General features: G+C 43.3%; 18 protein-coding genes. 15 read left to right on the plus strand and 3 right to left on the minus strand.

What is annotated here, in order from left to right:
* Window positions 1–175: 175 nt before the first annotated feature.
* Complete coding sequence (tig, locus tag FTT86_RS07105) at window positions 176–1507, minus strand: trigger factor (protein ID WP_004647426.1); 1332 nt, start codon at window positions 1505–1507, stop codon at window positions 176–178.
* 266 nt (window positions 1508–1773) lie between these two features.
* On the opposite strand from tig, the gene FTT86_RS07110 reads away from it, so the two are divergent.
* From FTT86_RS07110 to rdgB, 8 genes are all read left to right on the plus strand, one after another.
* Entirely contained in the window at window positions 1774–4029 is a 2256-nt protein-coding gene (locus FTT86_RS07110; RefSeq protein WP_180087110.1) for a TonB-dependent receptor domain-containing protein, read from the plus strand.
* A 314-nt stretch (window positions 4030–4343) separates the two neighbouring features.
* A complete protein-coding gene (locus FTT86_RS07115; RefSeq protein ID WP_180180899.1) occupies window positions 4344–6629 on the plus strand; it encodes a TonB-dependent siderophore receptor in 2286 nt (761 codons plus the stop codon).
* 71 nt (window positions 6630–6700) lie between these two features.
* On the plus strand, window positions 6701–7384 hold the full coding sequence (locus FTT86_RS07120) for a Fe2+-dependent dioxygenase (protein WP_071852263.1): 684 nt from the start codon (window positions 6701–6703) through the stop codon (window positions 7382–7384).
* 427 nt (window positions 7385–7811) lie between these two features.
* Window positions 7812–9509 carry a 2-isopropylmalate synthase gene (gene leuA, locus FTT86_RS07125; protein ID WP_005250679.1) on the plus strand — a complete coding sequence of 566 codons (1698 nt, stop codon included), beginning with the start codon at window positions 7812–7814 and terminating at the stop codon, window positions 9507–9509.
* Between the two features lie 112 nt (window positions 9510–9621).
* Window positions 9622–10782, plus strand: coding sequence for a homoserine O-acetyltransferase (locus FTT86_RS07130; protein WP_071852261.1), 1161 nt, complete (start codon window positions 9622–9624; stop codon window positions 10780–10782).
* Window positions 10782–11375, plus strand: a complete 594-nt coding sequence (metW, locus tag FTT86_RS07135; protein ID WP_004278415.1) for a methionine biosynthesis protein MetW — start codon at window positions 10782–10784, stop codon at window positions 11373–11375. Before FTT86_RS07130 ends, metW begins: the two co-directional genes overlap by 1 nt.
* Entirely contained in the window at window positions 11372–11962 is a 591-nt protein-coding gene (locus FTT86_RS07140) for a tetratricopeptide repeat protein (protein ID WP_004647420.1), read from the plus strand. Before metW ends, FTT86_RS07140 begins: the two co-directional genes overlap by 4 nt.
* A gap of 101 nt (window positions 11963–12063) precedes the next feature.
* A complete protein-coding gene (gene rdgB / locus FTT86_RS07145; protein WP_180180900.1) occupies window positions 12064–12702 on the plus strand; it encodes an RdgB/HAM1 family non-canonical purine NTP pyrophosphatase in 639 nt (212 codons plus the stop codon).
* Window positions 12703–12887: 185 nt separating this feature from the next.
* On the opposite strand, the gene FTT86_RS07150 is transcribed toward rdgB, so the two are convergent.
* Window positions 12888–13769, minus strand: a complete 882-nt coding sequence (locus FTT86_RS07150) for a hypothetical protein (protein WP_004729526.1) — start codon at window positions 13767–13769, stop codon at window positions 12888–12890.
* Between the two features lie 186 nt (window positions 13770–13955).
* Here FTT86_RS07150 and tatA point away from each other — a divergent pair, with 186 nt between their 5' ends.
* From tatA to FTT86_RS07170, 4 genes are all read left to right on the plus strand, one after another.
* Window positions 13956–14174, plus strand: coding sequence for a Sec-independent protein translocase subunit TatA (gene tatA / locus FTT86_RS07155; protein ID WP_004729524.1), 219 nt, complete (start codon window positions 13956–13958; stop codon window positions 14172–14174).
* A 9-nt stretch (window positions 14175–14183) separates the two neighbouring features.
* Window positions 14184–14606 (plus strand): Sec-independent protein translocase protein TatB, encoded by a 423-nt coding sequence (gene tatB, locus FTT86_RS07160; protein ID WP_180180901.1) that lies wholly within the window; start codon window positions 14184–14186, stop codon window positions 14604–14606.
* Window positions 14603–15379, plus strand: a complete 777-nt coding sequence (gene tatC, locus FTT86_RS07165) for a twin-arginine translocase subunit TatC (RefSeq protein WP_004729521.1) — start codon at window positions 14603–14605, stop codon at window positions 15377–15379. The genes tatB and tatC overlap by 4 nt, the downstream gene beginning before the upstream one ends.
* A gap of 197 nt (window positions 15380–15576) precedes the next feature.
* Window positions 15577–17829, plus strand: a complete 2253-nt coding sequence (locus tag FTT86_RS07170) for a PhoX family phosphatase (RefSeq protein ID WP_180087115.1) — start codon at window positions 15577–15579, stop codon at window positions 17827–17829.
* Between the two features lie 53 nt (window positions 17830–17882).
* On the opposite strand, the gene FTT86_RS07175 is transcribed toward FTT86_RS07170, so the two are convergent.
* Window positions 17883–18662 (minus strand): NRDE family protein, encoded by a 780-nt coding sequence (locus FTT86_RS07175; protein WP_180180902.1) that lies wholly within the window; start codon window positions 18660–18662, stop codon window positions 17883–17885.
* Between the two features lie 93 nt (window positions 18663–18755).
* Between FTT86_RS07175 and lgt the strand changes: the two genes are divergently transcribed.
* The 3 genes from lgt to FTT86_RS07190 all read left to right on the plus strand — a co-directional run bounded on the left by lgt (window position 18756) and on the right by FTT86_RS07190 (window position 20429).
* Window positions 18756–19565 carry a prolipoprotein diacylglyceryl transferase gene (gene lgt, locus FTT86_RS07180; protein ID WP_005250665.1) on the plus strand — a complete coding sequence of 270 codons (810 nt, stop codon included), beginning with the start codon at window positions 18756–18758 and terminating at the stop codon, window positions 19563–19565.
* A gap of 92 nt (window positions 19566–19657) precedes the next feature.
* Window positions 19658–20050 (plus strand): hypothetical protein, encoded by a 393-nt coding sequence (locus FTT86_RS07185; RefSeq protein ID WP_005107933.1) that lies wholly within the window; start codon window positions 19658–19660, stop codon window positions 20048–20050.
* Window positions 20043–20429, plus strand: coding sequence for a hypothetical protein (locus tag FTT86_RS07190; RefSeq protein WP_005107934.1), 387 nt, complete (start codon window positions 20043–20045; stop codon window positions 20427–20429). Before FTT86_RS07185 ends, FTT86_RS07190 begins: the two co-directional genes overlap by 8 nt.
* Window positions 20430–20436 lie beyond the last annotated feature (7 nt).

The following is a 20436-nucleotide window of genomic DNA, read 5'->3' on the forward strand; positions in this document are numbered from 1 at the left end:
TTTTTTGTGACCTAACCCATAATCACAATATGAGGGATAATCACTGAAATTGCAAAAAATTCGCCAACAAATCCATTATATTTTTTGCATTAGTTTTGTGAAAAACAGAAATGCTTTTTTCAGGCATCAATATGAAAAAAAGGCGCATTAAGCGCCTTTTTTATCGAAAGCTAAATTAGCCTTGTTGACGAGCTTGCTGCTCTTTCAATAAGTCTTCATAGCTTACAGTCGCATCAGTTACTTTAGCAGAAGCCAAAATGTAATCAACAACTTGGTCTTCTAGTACAACTGCTTCGATTTGGGCACGTTGTTGCGCATCGTTTTTGAAGTATTCAATTACTTCGTTTGGATCTTCATAAGAAGAAGCCATGTCTTCGATGTACGCTTCAACGCGTGCAGCATCTACTTCAATTTTCGCATCAGCTAAAACACGGCTTACAAGTACGCCAAGTTTTACAGATTTTTCAGCTTGTTCTTTGAACAATTCGTCTGGAAGCATGCTTGAATCAAATGCTTTCGCACCTTGAGCACCAAACTGCTGTGTGAACTGCTGGATCATTTGTTGACGTTGACGGTCAATTTCTTGAGCAAGCATAGCAGCTGGAAGTTCAACTTCGTTTGCAGCTACAAGTGCATCGAAAGTCGCGCCTTTAACCTGGTTGCGAAGGCCATTCTTCACTTCACGTTCCATGTTTTTACGAACGTCAGCTTTTAACTTCTCAACGCCTTCTTCTTCAGATACACCGAAGATTTTCAGGAATTCAGCATCGATTTCTGGAAGTTTTTGCTTTTCAACAAGCTTCACAGTGATTTTGAATTGAGCTTGTTTACCAGCAAGGTTTTCAGCTTGGTAGTCTTCAGGGAAAGTTACATCAATCACTTTCTCTTCGCCTTTCTTCATACCAACGATACCGTCTTCGAAGCCAGGGATCATACGACCAGAACCAAGTACTAGTTTGAAGTCTTCTGCAGAACCGCCTTCAAATTTTTCGCCGTCGATTGAACCTTCAAAATCAAAAGTTACTTGCATGTCTTTTTTAGCCATGCCTTTTGTTTCAGCCCAAGCAGCACGTTGTTTTTGAAGATTTTCAATCATCTTCTCAACGTCTTTGTCATTTACTTCAGCTGCTTTACGCTCAACTTCCAAACCGTCGAATTTCACTTCGATTTCTGGATAAACTTCAACAGTCGCTGTATATACCAGCGCGTCGTCTTTCATTTCAGTTTTTTCGATGTTTGGCATGCCCACAGCATTGATTTTTTCTTGCTGGATCGCTTCGAAAACTGTGTCACGAATAATATCGTTTACTACTTCTTGGTAGATACCCGCGCCGTATTCACGACGAACTACGTTTACAGGCACTTTACCTGGACGGAAGCCGTTGATCTTCGCAGTTTTAGCAGTGCGTTTTAAACGAGCTTCAAATTGCTCATTAATACGGCTCGTCGGTACAGAAACATTTAAACGACGGGCAACGCCCGAAACCGCTTCAGAAGTTACTTGCATGGCTTCCTCTATATATTAGGTAATAACAGGTTTATAAAAATGTGCCACATTATATGACAACATTTAGAGATATACAAAAAATACGCGCGAGTTCCAGTTTTTAAGCCCTTTTTTTATTTGAATTGCCATCTTTCCAGATGCCCAGTCAACCCAATTTAAATGGAGAAAATGTATATTTTTATTGCAAATGATAAATACTATCATTAATATCCAGTTTCTTATTTGAGCAACAATACTAATTTATTCTTCGGTTCGGGAATTTGGTCATGCATAGTTTTAGTCTTCGTCCACTTACATTGGCAATTCTTGGGGTTACAGCAACATCTGCTTTTGCAGAGACTGTGAATGAGACAACGACTCCTACAACAACACATCAAATGTCTACGATTGTGGTTTCAGCAGCAGGTTTTGAACAAGATATAAAAAATGCGCCTGCCTCTATTAGTGTAGTAACTGCAGAAGACTTAAAGAAAAAAGGTATTACCAGTATTGCAGATGCGCTCAGTGAAGTACCAGGTGTCGACGTACGAAATGGCCAAGGCAAAACTGGTGGTTTAAATATCCAAATGCGTGGTCTGAATCAATCTTACACTCTTATTTTGATCGATGGTCAGCGTCAGAATACTTCTGGTTCAGTTGGTCCAAATGGTTTTGGTGAATTTAGTACAAGCTTTATGCCACCATTAGCTTCTATTGAACGTATTGAAGTCATTCGTGGGCCTATGTCTACCCTCTATGGTTCTGATGCCATGGGCGGTATCATTAACATTATTACCAAGAAAGTTGCATCAGAATGGAATGGTAACGTTTCTGTTGAACAGAATATTCAAGAAAATTCTGATATTGGTAATAACTGGAAAACCAGTGCAGTTGTTAATGGTCCAGTGATTCAAGATAAACTTGGTATACAAGTACGTGGCGAGTTTTTCCACCGCGATCAATCAGATCGACTTGTTACACCCGCAAAAACTATTGATGAAGGTAGCCAAGGTCGTGACCCACGTACAGTAGAAGCAAATAATTATGCTGTGGGTACAAAACTTACGCTAAATATAAATGATAACGTCTCTACTTGGGTAGACTTTGATCATGCTAAACAACGTTTTGATAATAGTGATGCCCGTTTAGGTGAACTTTACGAATTCAACCGTACGACAGGTTTACCATCAGGGATTGGTTCATATAAAGACGAGATCAAATTCTTAAGAGATCGTATTTCTGCAGGTGTAGATGCTGAGCTTAACTTAGGTCAATGGAAAACATTTGCAAGCTATGTTTCTTCTGAACAAGAAGGCCGTCGTCTTCCAAAAGGAAATGTACCTGAATACAATTATTATTCAGATGGTACACAAGATCGTATTTTAGAAAATAAAGACCTAACCGTTGATTCTCGTATTATTTCAACACTTGGCAACCATAAACTTACGACTGGTGTTGAATATAAAGATGGTGAAACCATCGATAACTCAGCAGGTAATGGAGTTGCTTTTGAACAGGATTCTTGGTCTGTGTTCGCTGAGGATGAGTGGAATCTAACGGATTCTCTTGCATTCACTTTCGGTGGTCGCTACGAAGACCATAGTGCTTTTGGTGGTCACTTTACACCTCGCGCATATTTAGTTTGGAACACCAATGATCAGTTGATTTTAAAAGGTGGTATAAGTACTGGCTATAAAGTTCCAACAGCGAATGACCTTCATAATGGAATCAATGGTTTTAGCTCACAAGGCCGAAACGTGACTTTGGGCAACCCAGATCTTAAGCCTGAAGAAACCACAAACTATGAACTTGGTTTCGTTTACGACAACTTGTCTAATTTCTCTTTAGCTACCACTGCGTTCTTTACTCAGTTTAAAGATATTATCATCAGTGATGCACGCGTCGTTGAAAACTGTTTATGGGCAGGTCGCCCAACAGGACAAGCACCTGCAAACAACTGCATGACTGTAGGCAGTTTTGATAATCAGCAAAACTTTAGTTTTAAAGGCAATGCAGGCGAAGCTGAAAGCTACGGTGTGGAACTTAGTGCTAAATATGAAATTTCTCCAAGCTTTGATGTAAAAGCAAACTATACCTGGTTAGAGTCTGAAATTACCGAAGGTGAAAATAAAGGTAATCCTATTGAAAATACACCTCGTCACGCTTTGAACTTCACAGGAACTTGGTATGTGAATGATAAGTTCACTACCTGGTTAGAAGCTGAATATAAATCTGACCGTGTACGTTTCATAGATCCTGATTTAAGCGATGTCAATGTAAGTCGTGAAATTGATGCTGTCGGCAATAAGTTAAAAGCCTATGAGCTATTTAATTTAGGTGCATCTTATAAAGTCAACAATCAAGTTACTGTTTCAGGTCGTGTGAATAACTTATTGAACAAAGACTTTGGCGACTATAAGTCATTTATTAATAGTGATAACGAAGTTGAAAATGCTTTCCTATATACTAAAACGACGAGTGGTTTAGCGGGTACTTATATTCCAGACCGTAACTACTGGCTATCTGTTTCATATGACTTCTAATATTTAAGTGAAAGTTATTTAAAACCCTGCCCTGGCAGGGTTTTTTATTATCGCTAGGTTAGTACTCCACGAAAAATCCCTAATTTATGTCCCTTTATAGACATCATTATTCTCAATAAAAATTTAATAATCAGATTAATTTTTCAATATTTATTAAAATCAAAAACTTAAGTAGATATTGTTATATCATTACATTTAAAAACTCATTTAATATTTTCTTAAAGATCATGAATTCCCATGATAAAAAGATAAAAATAAAAACAAGAATCATTATTATTCGCATACATTTTTAGCATTCATTTATTAGGTTTAACATGACCTTCATTAAAACACGTAAAAAAATCGTTTCCTCTGCAATTGTTTCATCTTTATCAATGGTAGCTGCATCTGCGATGGCAGAAGAACAGGTGATCCAGTTAGAGACTATTCATCAAGAAGTCAAAGCTGAAAAAGCACCCAGCTTAAAAGTAGATCAATCTGCGAATAGCAAATTTGTTGCGCCTTTACTCGACACCCCCAAGTCAGTTTCAGTGATTTCAAAACAGCTGATTGCCGATACACAAGTGACGACTTTAGCTGATGCACTGCGTACAGTTCCGGGGATTACCTTGGGTGCAGGTGAAGGTGGTAATCCGAATGGTGACCGTCCATTTATTCGTGGTTATAACTCTGAAAGTTCGATGTATGTAGACGGCGTTCGTAATGCCACCTCACAAAACCGTGAAATGTTTGCGGTAGAACAAGTTGAAGTGACCAAAGGTTCTGCTTCTGCCATGGGCGGTGCAGGCACCACTGGCGGTAGCATTAACATGATTTCTAAAGTCGCTAAAGCAGGCGATTTTCTAGAAGGTTCGGTCGCTGGCGGCACAGATAATTATCAACGTATTACTTTAGATGGTAACAAAGACTTTGGTAATGGTATTGCGGCACGTGTGGCAGTCATGGGGCATCAAAATGAAAAAGCAGGCCAGAAAGACGGTGCAGAATATAAACGTGCCGGTATTGCACCGAGTATTAGTTTTGGTCTGGACACCCCTACTCGCGCGACTTTAAGTTATTACTATTTAAAAACCGATGACACACCTGATTCAGGTATTCCTTATAACAATCCATTTGCGCTCACAAATGCAAATGTAGGATTGAATGGCAACGGCAAGCCAATTGATATTAAACAAGGTCAATACTATGGCTGGAAAGATCGTGACTTCCAGAAACAGGAAAATCAGTCAGGAACGCTTAAATTAGAACATGATCTGACGGACAACTTAACCATTAGCAATACGGCAGTGTATAACACGTCTAAAAATGATTACCTTTGGACCAATCCAGATGACTCAAGAGGCAATTTCTTACTGAATGGCAATGTCTGGGCACGTGCCAACTCACGTGTAGCAGATACTGATGCTTTTACCGACCAACTTGCTTTAACCGGTAAATTTAATACAGGCATGCTTAAACATAGTTTTAACCTGGGGGCCGAATATTCAGACCAAGAAACTGACCGTACCCAATACATTATTGATGGGGTTAACGCTACAGGTAACGTACACAATGCCTGTAACGCTGGTGATATTACTTCGGGCTGGTGTACTTCGGTACAAAACCCAAACCGTGGGCCATGGACAGGTACATTAAGTACCAATGGTGCCGACCAGTACAATATTCAAAGCAAATCAAAGTCTGTTTATTTCCTGGATAGTATTGAATTCACCCCTCAGTGGCTTTTAGATTTAGGCGTACGTTGGGATGACTACTCAACTGAGCAAACCATGCTTGCAGGTCGTTTTAATACTACGACTCCAGCAGGAACAATTGTTAAACTTGAAAATGATAAAGACTTTATCAACTATCAAGCTGGCCTGACCTTTAAACCTGTTGAAAATGGCAGTATCTATGCAAGTTATGCGACTTCGTCTAATCCAGTCGGTGTAGATGGTGGCGATGGTTCTGAAGGGATTACTGCTGCAATAAATAATCTTAAACCTGAAGAAGTCCGGACCATGGAGTTAGGAACTAAATGGGATGTCTTGAATGATAAGCTCAACCTGACTGCAGCTATTTTCCGCACGGAAAAAACCAATACTCGTGCGACCGGAGATGATGGCACCACAAGTAATATTGGTGAAACTCGTGTCGATGGTATTGAGCTTGGTGTAAATGGCAACATCACGGATAAATGGGCTGTATCTGCGGGTTATACTTATTTGGACAGTGAGTTAGTTGATGGTGGTTATGAAAATATTGGCACTACAGCAGCTCCAATCTACATTTCCAATAGAAGTAATGGCAATCAGGTTCAAAACGTTGCGAAAAACAGTGCAACCCTTTGGACTACTTATGCAGTAACTTCTGCTTTAACTCTAGGTGCTGGTGCCGTCGCAATGGACAAAGTCTATGGTAATGCTACTAATACCAAATATGTTCCAGGCTATGTTCGCTATGATGCCATGGCGCGTTATAACGTGAATGAAAACGTTGATTTGCAATTAAACCTCAACAACCTGTCTGATGAACGTTACTTCACAAAAGCCTATTCATCTCATTATGCGACCGAAGCAGAAGGCCGTAGTGCAGTGTTAGCAGTCAACTTTAAATATTAATTCAATGCAACCGCATAGCCTCCTGATGGGGGCTATGTTATTTTTAAAATACGATTATTCAGGGGTTTCCAGTGCTGCATCATATTCCAAATGTACTGAGCAAAGAACAGGTGCAATATTTCCGTGAGGAGATGAATAAGATTGAGTGGGTTAATGGCAAGGTCACTGCTGGCACACTCTCTGCCACCGTGAAACAGAATCAGCAATTACCTGAAGATCATCCGCTCACTAATCATCTCAGCAATATTATTTTAGAATCTCTAGGACAACATCCACTATTTTTATCAGCAGCGATTCCACTGGATATTATTCCCCCGCTTTTTAACCGCTATGAAAATAATGAAGCCTTTGGTTTTCATGTCGATAATTCGATTCGTCGTATTCGCGGCAGCAATGAACGCCTCAGAACGGATTTATCCTGTACGGTTTTTTTAAGTGAGCCGGAAGAATATGTCGGTGGTGAACTGGTGGTCGAAGACACTTACGGTTATCACGAAGTAAAATTGCCTGCCGGCGATATGATTCTGTATCCGTCGACCAGCCTGCATGAAGTCACGCCAATCACTTCCGGTTGTCGAATTGCTTCATTTTTTTGGGTACAAAGCATGATCCGTGATGATGCAGAACGGCATATGCTGTTTAATCTGGATCAGAGTATTCAAAACCTGAGAATGCAGCTGGGTGATCAGCATGCAGAAGTCATGAAACTGACCAACCTGTATCATAATTTAATGCGTAAATGGGCTGAACTTTAAAAGATGCCCTGACGTCAATGATCTTTGAAAATCATTGGATTTATTGTTTATCAAAATATACTGCGTTGTGGCACAATTGAACGTAATAAATAACGCATTATGTCCAAATTAAGAAAATATAAAATACAATATTTAGAATAAGTGAAAATATTTTTCAATTCTTAAGGTTTATAAGAAAATCTTTATTACCATACGACTAAAATCCATAAAAATAGCAAAAATTTTTCGGGATAAGTGGATTAAACTTTAAATTATAAGTAAGGCATTTAGTGCATTTGGTGAAGCTAAACCACCAATATTTAGACCATATTTCAGGTTTGAACCAGACTGTCACTAAAACCCAATGAATAGACAAAATCTATGCCGCTGACCCACGCACCGCTTTAACCAAGATTACGGTACCCAAGTTAGCATAAGGAGCTCTCTCATGATGTTGGCTGATCCAAGTAAAAAATACCGTCGCATGTATCAACGTGTGGACTTACCAGACCGTCAATGGCCGAACAACGAAATCAATAAAGCGCCAATCTGGATGAGTACCGACCTGCGTGACGGTAACCAAGCGATCTTTGAGCCAATGAACATGGAGCAGAAATTCAAGATGTTCCAGATGTTGGTGAAAATCGGTTTCAAACATATTGAAATCGGCTTCCCGTCAGCATCGCAAATTGACTTCGATTTCACCCGTAAATTGATTGAAGAAGGTCATATTCCGGATGACGTTTATATCGAGGTCTTGGTTCAGGCACGTGATCATTTGATTCAGCGTACCTTTGAATCTTTACAAGGTGCGAAACGTGCCATTGTACATATCTATAACTCTAACTCGCCGACATTCCGCAATAAAGTCTTGAATGTTGATGTTGAGGGTGCAAAACAGTTAGCCATTAATGCTGCACAAAAAGTGAAAGAATATGCCGCAAAACAGCCGGAAACTGAATTCGTATTTCAGTACAGCCCTGAATGTTTTACTGCAACCGAATTAGAAGTCGCGAAAGATGTCTGCGATGCCGTCACTGAAATCTGGGAAGCATCACCGACCAATAAAGTGATTTTGAACTTGCCTGCAACGGTAGAAGTTTCAGGTCCACACATCTATGCCGATCAAATCGAATGGATGCACCGCAACATCCAGCGTCGTGACGGCGTGATCATTTCAGTTCACTGTCACAATGACCGTGGTTGTGGCATTGCCGCTTCTGAATTGGCAATTATGGCTGGTGCTGACCGGGTTGAAGGCTGTGTGTTTGGTAATGGCGAGCGCACCGGTAACGTCGACGTGGCTGCGATTGCCTTGAACATGTATACCCAAGGCGTGGCACCGAATTTAGATTTCTCCAACATCAATGAAATCATTGCGACTGTGGAAGAATGTACCGGTTTACCTGTGCACCCGCGTCATCCATATGCCGGTGATTTGGTGTTTACTGCATTCTCGGGTTCGCATCAGGATGCCATCAAAAAAGGTTTCGAGTTCCAGAAAAACGAAGAAATCTGGGATATGCCGTACTTGCCAATCGACCCGAAAGATTTGGGCCGTGACTATGACGCAGTGATCCGTGTCAATTCACAGTCAGGTAAAGGTGGTATTGCCTACTTGTTAGAATCCAACTACAACGTGATCTTGCCGCGTCGTTTACAGATTGAATTCTCTCAGATCGTACAAAAACGTACCGATGAGCAAGGCACTGAAATCAGCGCGACCGAAATCTGGAAATTGTTCAAGGAAACCTATGTGGATGCTAAAAACGTTCACTATTCTGCGAAAAACTACAAATTGTCAGATGATAATGGCAATCAGGTGATTGAGCTTGATCTTGAAATTGATGGCCAGTCACGTCGTGTTCGTGGTGAAGGCAATGGTCCAATTTCTGCGATTTTGGATGCACTTCAGTTGCCGATTGATGTCGTAAACTATGAAGAGCGCAGCATCAGTTCTGGCGCCCATGCCAAAGCCTTGGCCTTGATCGAACTTCAGGTGAAAGGTACCGGTAAATCTGCCTTTGGTGCAGGAGTACATGACAACATCGTGACCTCTTCTATCGAAGCAATTATTGCCTCGACCAACCGCCTGATTGATCAGGGTGTGTTAAGCACTGATCAGGTGATTGCTGCTGCGGTCTAAACGGCTGTATTAGAATTTGCGATAATTCATAGCACTAAAATGACTTTAGAAGGATACCGGCAAATGGTATCCTTTTATTATTCATACTAAAGATTTAAGGCGAATCCTCCCCGTGTCTTTTCCAGCTGACTCAGTGGGCATTGTTGTCCCACAAAAGTTCCAATTTGAAGAGCCGTTAGAGCTTGAATGCGGTCGCATCCTCCCACGTTTTGAACTGATGGTTGAAACTTATGGCGAACTCAATGCCGATAAGTCCAATGCCATTCTGATTTGTCATGCCCTTTCCGGTCATCACCATGCCGCAGGCTATCATCATGCAGATGATAAAAAAGCCGGCTGGTGGGATTCATGTATTGGCCCCGGCAAAGCCATTGATACTTCAAAATTCTTTGTGGTTTCACTGAATAATATTGGTGGCTGTAGCGGTTCTACCGGCCCGATCTCGCCAAACCCTGAAAATGATAACCGTCCTTATGGCCCTGATTTTCCACTGGTTACGGTCCGCGACTGGGTCAAAACCCAGGCCCTGCTCTCTGATCGTTTAGGGATTGATACCTGGGATGCCATCATTGGCGGTTCACTGGGTGGTATGCAGGCATTGCAATGGTCAGTGGATTATCCAAACCGTTTAAGAAAATGCGTGATTATTGCCAGCGCTCCAAAGCTTTCTGCACAGAATATTGCCTTTAACGAAGTGGCACGTCAGTCGATTTTGTCAGACCCGGATTTCCATAATGGTCGTTATCTGGAAAATGACAGCTATCCAAAACGTGGTCTGATTCTGGCGCGTATGGTCGGTCATATTACTTACCTGTCCGAAGAAGCCATGAAACAGAAATTTGGCCGCGATTTGAAATCAGGCAAATTTATGTATGGTTTCGATGTCGAATTCCAGGTCGAAAGCTATCTGCGTTATCAGGGTGAGCAGTTCAGCCGTAACTTCGATGCCAATACCTATCTGATCATGACCAAGGCACTGGATTACTTTGATCCGTCGCGTGAATATGAACAGTCGCTCAAAAAAGCCATGGCCAATACCCAGTGCAAATTCCTGGTGGTGTCATTCACGACTGACTGGCGTTTTACTCCTGCCCGCTCGCAGGAAATCGTGGATGCGCTAATTAGCAACCATAAACCTGTGAGCTATCTGGATATTGATGCCGAACAGGGTCATGACTCTTTCCTGTTCCCTATTCCGCTCTATGTAAAATCTTTGCGTGCATTCCTGGGTGGTGAAGAACACCTGAAAGCAACACCAAAGGAGGCCGTATAATGCGTATCGATCAACAACTCGCTGAAAAGTGGATCAAGCCCGGTTCTAGCGTACTCGACCTCGGTTGTGGCGATGGTGAACTGCTGGCACAAATGAGTAAAAAGCACGATATTCGTGCATACGGATTAGAAATTGATCAGGAAAAGATTGCAATTGCAGTCAGTCGCGGGTTAAATATCATCCAGCAAGACTTAAACCTCGGCTTAAGCCGCTTTGCTGACCAGTCTTTTGACAATGTGGTCATGGCACAAGCTTTGCAGGCTGTAGATGCACCTGACGTATTATTGCGTGATATGGTGCGTGTGGGGAAACAGGCCATTATTACCTTTCCGAACTTTGCACATTGGAAGACCCGGTCTTTCTTGGCAATCAAAGGGAGAATGCCGGTTTCTGAAGCCTTGCCGTATATGTGGTATAACACCCCGAATATCCACTTATGTACATTTCGTGATTTTGAAGCACTTTGTGCGGAAAATAATATCAAAATTATTAATCGACTCGCTGTGAACGGGAATCAAGAAGATAGTTTGCTGAGCAAGCATCTCCCTAATCTATTTGGTGAAGTCGCAATTTATCGAGTGAGCGCGCTATGAAAAAATTATTATTAAGTACGACGCTACTGGCGGGACTTTTTGGCATGCAAGCCCATGCAGATTATGTTGCACCGAGTCCATCTGTTGCCAGTCAAGCGGCTCAGTATTCCATCATGGATATCAACAGTCTGACCAAAGCAGCGAAAGCTGGTCAGGCCGGCGCACAGTTTTATCTGGCCACCAAATACCAGTATGGTAAAGACATTCAAAAAGATGAACGACAGGCCTTTGCCTGGTATAAAGCTGCTGCGGATCAAGGTCTGGCAGTTGCCCAGCTGAATGTCGGCCGTATGCTGGCAGATGGTATTGGCACCAGAAAAGATGAAGCGCTGGCGCGTCAGTATTTTGAAAAAGCGGCCAGCCGTGGCGATAACCGTGCCAGCTTTAACCTGGCAATGATGGAAGAGAAAAAGAAAAACTACATGGGCGCGTACCAGTGGTATGAACTGTCTACCCGTGATGGCATGCTCGACAATAAGGTAATTACGCTATCGGAAGGCAGAAAAACTGCCTTAGCGGCCAACCTGACCCAAGAGCAGATCCGTCAGGCGCGTGACCGTGCCGACAGATGGATTCAGGCACAATAAGCTGAATGGTATAAATAGCACCTTCGGGTGCTATTTTATTGCCTACAAACCCGCAATGGCAGTTAAAATAGCACGATTGATATTTAGAGAATGAGTGACACATGGCTTCTACAGATTGGTTATCCCAAGGCACACTGGTATTGGCAAGTAATAACAAAGGTAAAATTGCCGAGTTTGAGAAAATGTTTGCGGAACTGCAACTGCCGGTAGATGTGATTCCTCAAGGTCAACTGAATATCGAAGATGCCATCGAAGATGCCATCGAAGATGGCTTAAGCTTTGTTGAAAATGCCATTATCAAGGCACGCCACGCGGCTAAAATCTCAGGTAAACCGGCGATTGCCGATGACTCAGGCATTTGTGTGCCAGTTCTTGGCGGCGCTCCTGGGATCTACTCAGCACGTTATGCCGGTGAACATGGCAATGATGCCGCCAATAATGAAAAACTGCTGGCCAATCTCAAACCCTTACGCCAAGAAGGTGAAGCGATCGAGGGTATGTTTGTTTGTGTACTGGCACTGGTCCAACATGCCGAAGATCCCTTACCACAAGTCTTTCAGGGTATCTGGCACGGGAAAATTCTGGAAGCTGTGCGTGGTGAAAATGGTTTTGGCTATGACCCGTTGTTCTGGTTACCGGAACTCGGAATTTCCAGTGCAGAAATGAGCAAGGAAGAAAAGAATAAAATCAGTCATCGTGGACAGGCGATGCAGCTGTTTAAGAAGAGTTTGGAGAAGTAAGTTCCTCCTCTCACCCCAGCCCTCTCCCTTTGGGAGAGGGCTGGGGTGAGAGATTTTTAAAATACACCTCTCCCCTTGCGAAACAGCGTTTCTCATCTCCTTTAAGGAGAGGGAAAATCATTCTTCTAAAGCTTTTACATCCTCTCTAACTCTCGCCCTAAGGGCAAGAGGACCTTTTTATGTTTTTATAATCCTGGCATCAACGCATGCATGATTACCCCATATAGAGCAATCAAGATCGCACTGGCCAAAGTTCCCGAAGCAATATATTTGGCGGAATGGCCCGTTCCCTGATAATGGGTTTCCAGCGCTACAATATTGGCTGCAGGAGGCAATAAAAAGAACATCACCATTACAGCATAAGTCAGCGTCTGCTGCGGAATAGGTAAATAATAATAGGCGACAACACACAGCAAAACCGCAAACAGTCCTCTATAAAAAATCAGTTGCAGACTACACATTAAATCGAAGCGGCTGATCCGCACATTACTTAGCCACATCCCCAGCACACACATGCCACTAAAAGTGACCAGCACTTTATTGGCTTGATACAGCATCTCCACCCAAGCGACTTGCTGCCAGTGACTCAAATCCCAAAATGATAATAGTGCTGCTACTGACAATGCCACCACTGGCGGTGAGAGCAGGACATTTTTTAAAATATAGCCACTATCTTGGCTGGCTTCACTGACTGCCATCACCGCACAGACATTGCCAAACAAGGAACCACCGATGTACAGCGCCACCACGGTACTGGTCGCTTGCGGGCCAAAAACTGCCAGTGCAAAAGGAATCCCCAGCCATGCCCCATTTAAATAACTCAGGCATAAGGCACGCAGTTTATTTTTCAAGGTGAAATAAAATAGGGCAAAAAACAGACAGGAACAGAAAAAACTAAAGGCAATCAGCCACAAACTGCCCTCTTGATAAAACACCATGTTGTAGATAATCAGTACAGGAATCAGTACTCGGGCCAATAAAGACGCCAAGAGAGGTCGAATCGGTTTTAAATATTGCACACCCCAATAACCAATCAGAAAAGACAGGAGGGGAAGAATCAAGGCCATGACAATGCTGCTGAGATTTCCATATCAGGCTGTATGCTAGCACAGCCTACTTTTCATTGAATTATGAATTTTTTTATATGAGTGATTCATTCCCCTGCTGCCGTGTCGGCAAACTGTCATCAAAGCGTCACCGCGCTGTCATACAAGCCTGCTGAGATAGGTGCATGAAATATAGAGGATAAAATAATGGCAGGATTATCAATTTGGCATGTGCTGATTTTCGCAATTGTGGTGATTTTATTGTTCGGTACATCGAAACTTAAAAATTTGGGTAAAGACGTCGGCGGCGCGATTAAAGACTTTAAAAAATCAGTAAAGGATGAAGAGGCTGAACAGGCCAAGCTTGCAGAGCCACGCACCATTGATGCCCAGGTCAAAACGCCTGAACATTCGGTTAAAAGTTAAGAGTTCGCTATGCTCAATATTGGAATGACCGAGCTGCTGATTTTCGGGATTATTGCGCTTTTGGTTCTTGGGCCAGATAAGCTTCCGGAAGCAGTCCGTTTTGTCGGAACATGGTACGGTAAGATCAAGCGTATGGTGAGTAATGTTCAGAATGATCTTGATCGTGAATTGCGCCTGTCCGAGCTACGTGGACAGATGCAGGCTGAAATGCAACGGATTCAGGAACTGGAAGCCAAGATGCAGGCACAAATGACAGATTTGCAGCAACCGATGGCAACCGATGAAGTAAAAATAAAATCGCAAGCTGTTCAGCCCTTGCTCAGCTATCAGCCGGTGATACAGCCTGTATCACCCGTGTATTTACCCAAGCCTACAGCAATTCAAACCGTGATTTCCGAACAACGCTATACAGAAATGAAGGTGGCCGTATGACATCCTTGCCGACCACACCAGCCTCCAATGATGCTGCAGCACTGAACCTCGAACAGATGCCGATTACCCAGCATTTGATCATCTTAAGAAAGCATCTGTTTAAAGTGGTTGCTGTCCTGATTGGCCTGTTTTTCTGCTTATTGCCCTTTGCCAATCAGACTTACCAGTGGTTGTCTGAACCCTTACGGGCACAGCTACCTGCCAGCTCAACCATGATTGCCACAGATGTCACTGCAACCTTCATGGCACCTTTTAAACTGAACTTCTTTGTCGCGCTGATGATCGCGATGCCGTTCATCCTGTATCAGCTCTGGACCTTTATTAAGCCTGCGCTGTATGCCAAGGAAAAGAGCCTGGCCTTGCCGCTTCTGATCGGCAGTATCGTACTTTTTTATACCGGCATCAGCTTTGCCTACTTTGTGGCATTGCCCTCGATTCTGCATTTTTTTATCAGTGTTTCGCCTGAAACTGTAGCCCCGATGACCGACATCAACAGTTATCTTAGCTTCTGTTTAAAGCTGTTTCTGGTCTTTGGTTTTACTTTTGAGATTCCCATTATTACCCTGGTTCTGATCTTGATTGGTGCAGTTTCGACACAGACTCTGATCGAGAAACGGCGCTTTATTATTGTGGGTTGCTTCTTTGTGGCAATGTTCGTCACACCTCCGGATGCCCTGTCGATGATCATGCTGGCTGTCCCGATGTGGCTGCTGTTTGAACTGGGTTTACTGGCAGGGAAACTGATTGAAAAACGTCGGTTAAAGACTGAATAACAATAACTATCCAAAACAACAAAAATATCGACTTACTCAGGCAGCTCTGGCTGTCTTTTTGTTTCTTAAATTTTAATAAAATACTGATTTATTTAACTTTAATGAAATATTTTCTTAAGATTACTGTCATATCCCAAGCTTAAGGTATTGAAAACTTCTACACCACCAAGCACTTATTTTTTAATTGGGACTTTAAAATGAAAAATGAAGACATGATACCTTGCCAGGATCTGGTTGAAGACAGTAACAACTCAAATAACACGCACTTCCAAACGATTCTGGATCAATATACTAGCCGCCGCAGCTTTATTGCGAAAACTACAAGTGGGGCAATGGCATTAGCATTTGCAGCAACAGTAAGTGGCTGTTCAGATGATGATAATGATTCTGGTACTCCTGACGGTAATCCAACTACACCACCAGACACCACTAGCCCAGATCAACATGCATGGAGTGATCTAAAAGCACGTCCGAATAAATTAGCCTTTGAGCCGGTTCGCAAGAATACCCAAAACTTCTTTAGTGTTCCCGAAGGTTATGAGCTTAAAGTATTGTATGCAGTAGGCGATCCAATCAACCCTGCGTATCCAGAAAAGACCGATGCAACCTTAGCTTCTGGTGCTTCTTACCAGTTCCGTTCAGGCGATAACCATGATGGTATGAGCTTCTTCGGTATGCATCCAACCAACAAAAATTATGCTGCCAAAGAATCAACACAAGGTTTACTTGTTTTAAACCACGAATATCTACAACAATCTCAGCTCCATACACCAGAAGGTACAATTACCATCGATGGTGTACGTCCAGAAGATCAGGTACTCCGTGAAGTGAATGCGCATGGTGTTTCTGTTATTGAGATCAGCAAAGATGCAAATACACAAGACGTTAAAATCAACTTAAATTCTAATTTTAACCGTCGTATCACTGCAGCAACCGAGATGGAAATTAATGGGCCAGCGCGTGGTTCTGACTTAGTCAAAACTATTTTCTCACCAGATGGGACGTTAACTCGCGGTACCTTTGCCAATTGTGGTAATGGTTATACGCCATGGGGAACTTACTTAACGGCTGAAGAAAACTGGAGTGGTTATTTCGCTCGTCAAGCCAATGACACCCGCGCTATTGCAAAAGAAGAAATTTCATTATCACGTTATGGTCGTGGTGGTACTGATGCCCGTTCATCTCAATACCGCTGGAATACCCCTGTTGCTGAATTAACCGGTGATAAAGGACTTTATGATCGTTGGGATATTTCAGTTAAAGGCACAAATGCTTTAGCAGATTATCGTAATGTCATGAATACGTGTGGCTTCATTGTAGAGATTGATCCATTTAGCGCGACTACACGTCCAGTTAAACGTACTGCACTGGGTCGTTTTGCACACGAGGACTGCCGATGTAGTAACCCTATTCCGGGTCAGCCATTAGCTTTCTATATGGGTGATGACGCGACCGGCGAATATATCTATAAATTTGTTTCTGAAGCAGTCTGGGATCCAAAAGACATTAATGGTGGTTATACCGCTGGTGATAAATACATGGATAAAGGGACATTATATGTCGCTAAATTCAATGATGACGGTACAGGTGAATGGCTAGAACTGACTCATGGCAAAAATGGTTTAACTGCTGCCAATGAAATCTATCCGTTTGCAGGCCAAGATGACATCGTCATCAATGCCCGTCTTGCTGCTGACCATGTAGGTGCGACCAAAATGGACCGTCCAGAATGGGTTGCCGTGAATCCTGAAAATGGCGAAGTGTATGTAACCTTAACCAACAACAGCAACCGTGGTCGTGCATATGAAACTGATGCTGCCAACCCACGTAGCTACATCGACTTTAAAGGTTCAAGCGCCAGCAATTCAGGCAATATGAATGGTCATATCATTCGTTTCAGTGAAGCTAAAAATACAGTGACAGCGACAAGTTTTGCTTGGGATATTTTCCTGTTCGGTGCAGAAGCACGTGCTGCTTCTAACATCAACCTGTCAGGTCTGGATGATTTAAATGACTTCTCCAGCCCGGACGGCATGTGGTTCGATCCGCGCGGGATTCTGTGGATTCAGACCGATGATGGTCAGTACACCGATGAAACCAACTGTATGATGCTGGCAGCACTTCCGGGTACTGTGGGTGATGGTGCTAAAGTGATTGCCGCCAGTACCAAGGCAGAAGGACAGGAAACCTTTGTTGGTGCCAAACTCAGTAATGATCGTGTTCGTCGCTTTTTGACTGGTCCATCGGGTTGTGAAATTACCGGCGTGACTATTACCCCGGACTACAAAGCGATCTTTGTCAACGTTCAGCATCCAGGGGGTGCATGGCCAGCCAACCAAAGCGAGCGTTATAGCCGTTTAGGCAAAGTACCTCGCTCTGCGACTGTGGTCATTACCCGTAAAGATGGCGGTGCCATTGCGGGTGAAGCTTTGGAACAAGCGACCGTATAAAAAGCTGTTATTCAAAAATGCCGACATCTGTCGGCATTTTTTATATCCGGTGATTATTTTAGGCTAATTATTTTCTCAATAGTTTGACCTGCGGTTGTACCTTGTTGTGACTTCTCGATCCAGTGCCATTGTCCCTGCTGCATTCTCAAAAAATTTGAGCAGCGGGTGCCATAGGCCGGACTCTGGATAAAAGTCGAAGACAGCAGCTGTTCCATTTCCACGGAGATACCTGTGTCTGGCAGCAGCTCCGGAATCACCTTGCGTTCATCTTCCAGAATATCCCAGACTGCATGACACAAATCTGCTTCTGCGATCTCCTGGTATTGCAGCATCGGTAAAAATTCCTGGGTAAAGCGTTTACGTAAATGGCGGGTCTTGTACCAGTCTTCGCTCATCAGGCCATTCGAAACCACATAGACGCCATGCGCCAGTACTTGTGGTGCTTCACCGCGATTGCTCATATACACCGCCTGATCCTGATCCCCCATAAAAAGATTAAAGCCGGCATAGTCACACTGGCGTTGTTCCAGATCTTGGGCAAATCGGATCGGTGTTAAGTCAGAATCTAAAAAGTTCTGGATGATATGTCCACGTGAAGTCGGATAATGCCCTTTGTCCTGTCCATCACGAAAATTGGTAATTACTGCCCAGCGACCGGAAGCCGTAATCCCCATCCAGGTACCGCCCGACTGTAGATCCTGCCCGGCAATTATCGGACTATTCTCCCATTCATGCAGCTCCTGCGTAGGACGCTGATAGAACTCATCCCGATTTGAAATCAGACATAATGGGCTCTGATCCAGAACCTGCCAAGCCAATGCCACGATACACATAATTTACGCTCTCGATCTTTACACATTGAATGTACAACATTTTTCTTTGCTTTAAGCTAAAATCTGTGCAAAACAGAATCACAAGGAACAGGAATGCTCACCTATCCCAATATTGATCCCGTCGCGATTTCGCTCGGGCCCTTACAAGTCCACTGGTATGGATTGATGTACTTACTGGCATTTTTATTTGCCTGGGGATTGGCGACGTTTCGCGCCAAACAACGTGGCTGGACACCGGATATGGTGTCTGATCTGATTTTCTTCGGTGCGCTTGGTGTGATCATCGGTGGCCGTGTCGGTTATGTCTTCTTCTACGGTTTTTCCCAGTTCCTCGCCGATCCTTTATGGCTGTTCCAGATCTGGACCGGTGGCATGAGTTTCCACGGCGGTTTCCTCGGGGTCATTCTGGCCATGTTGTGGTGGTGCAAGAAATATAAGATGACCTGGTTCCAGACTCTGGATTTTATCGCACCTTGCGTACCGACAGGCTTGATGTTTGGCCGAATTGGTAACTTTATTGGTGGCGAACTGTATGGCCGTCAGGTCACCGACCCAAACTTTGCCTGGGGCATGATCTTTCCGACCGATCCGCTGCAACTGGTTCGTCATCCATCTCAACTCTATCAGGCACTATGTGAAGGCCTGATCCTGTTTATTATACTGTGGTGGTTCAGCTCCAAGCCACGTCCACGTATGGCAGTTTCTGCGCTGTTCCTGATCGGTTATGGCTTGGCACGTTTTGTGGTTGAATTCTTCCGTGAGCCGGACAATGGCCAACTGTTTATTGGCTGGATGAGCAAAGGACAATTCCTGAGCCTACCAATGATCCTGATTGGCTTGTGGATGATGTGGTATGCCTATCAGAAGAAAATATATGACTGGGGTCCACAAAAAAATAGCTGAGAAAATCGCGTAATTTAGCGAGGCAGAGGCCTCGCTTTTTTATACTCAAAATATGCTAAAGTGCCGATTATCTCTTCTATTCTTTCATCATTATGCTTGAGTTCTGGTTTAATCCGCAGGTGTCTGTTCTCAAAAAACTGTTGATCTTTATTGTGATTGCAGCGACAGCTGCAGGCTTGTACTGGATGGAACCGCTGCCCTTAGATTCTATTTTGATGTTTGTCGGTACCGGCATCATTTTTCTGATCTGTCGTTACTGCAAAATCCACTTTGCCAGCAAAAATCCGACCGGTTTGCTGTATAGATTACTGACCTGGATTCCAATTGCCTTATTGATTGCTTTAGTTTTTATGAATATGCAACAGGGCGAAATCCTGATTCCGGGTGCACAAGGCATTGCCTTTATGGCACTGGCAATTTGTCTGTTTTCTCCACTGTCCCTGCTCAATCAGAACAAATCAGATGCAGGTTCACCCCATGCTTGAGTTCTGGTATTCGGAACGCTGTAGCCGTCAAATCAAACTCATCGCCATCATCGCGACCTGTATTTTGATTTATACAGCATCGACTGTGGCCCAGTTAGATCCGGTATTTGTGGGGGTGAGTTTAGCGATTGGAATTGTCGTGCATTTACTACACCATTTCCGCCTGAAAATCTCAAAATCCAATCCCTATGCAAATGGCTTTAGCGCCTTGAGCCGGGTCATCCCCATCATTGCCTTAATTACCCTGTTTGGCTATTTACCAGAACAGCACCAGCAATGGGGCAAATTTGCCTTGGGTCTGCAATGTCTTGGCTTTGCCGCGATTGGATTATTTATCGTTTCAATCTATGAAAGCCGTGCGAAGCGTTTTGAGGACTGATCACTTC

The organism is Acinetobacter sp. YH01021, from assembly GCF_013420255.1.
Lineage (GTDB): Bacteria > Pseudomonadota > Gammaproteobacteria > Pseudomonadales > Moraxellaceae > Acinetobacter.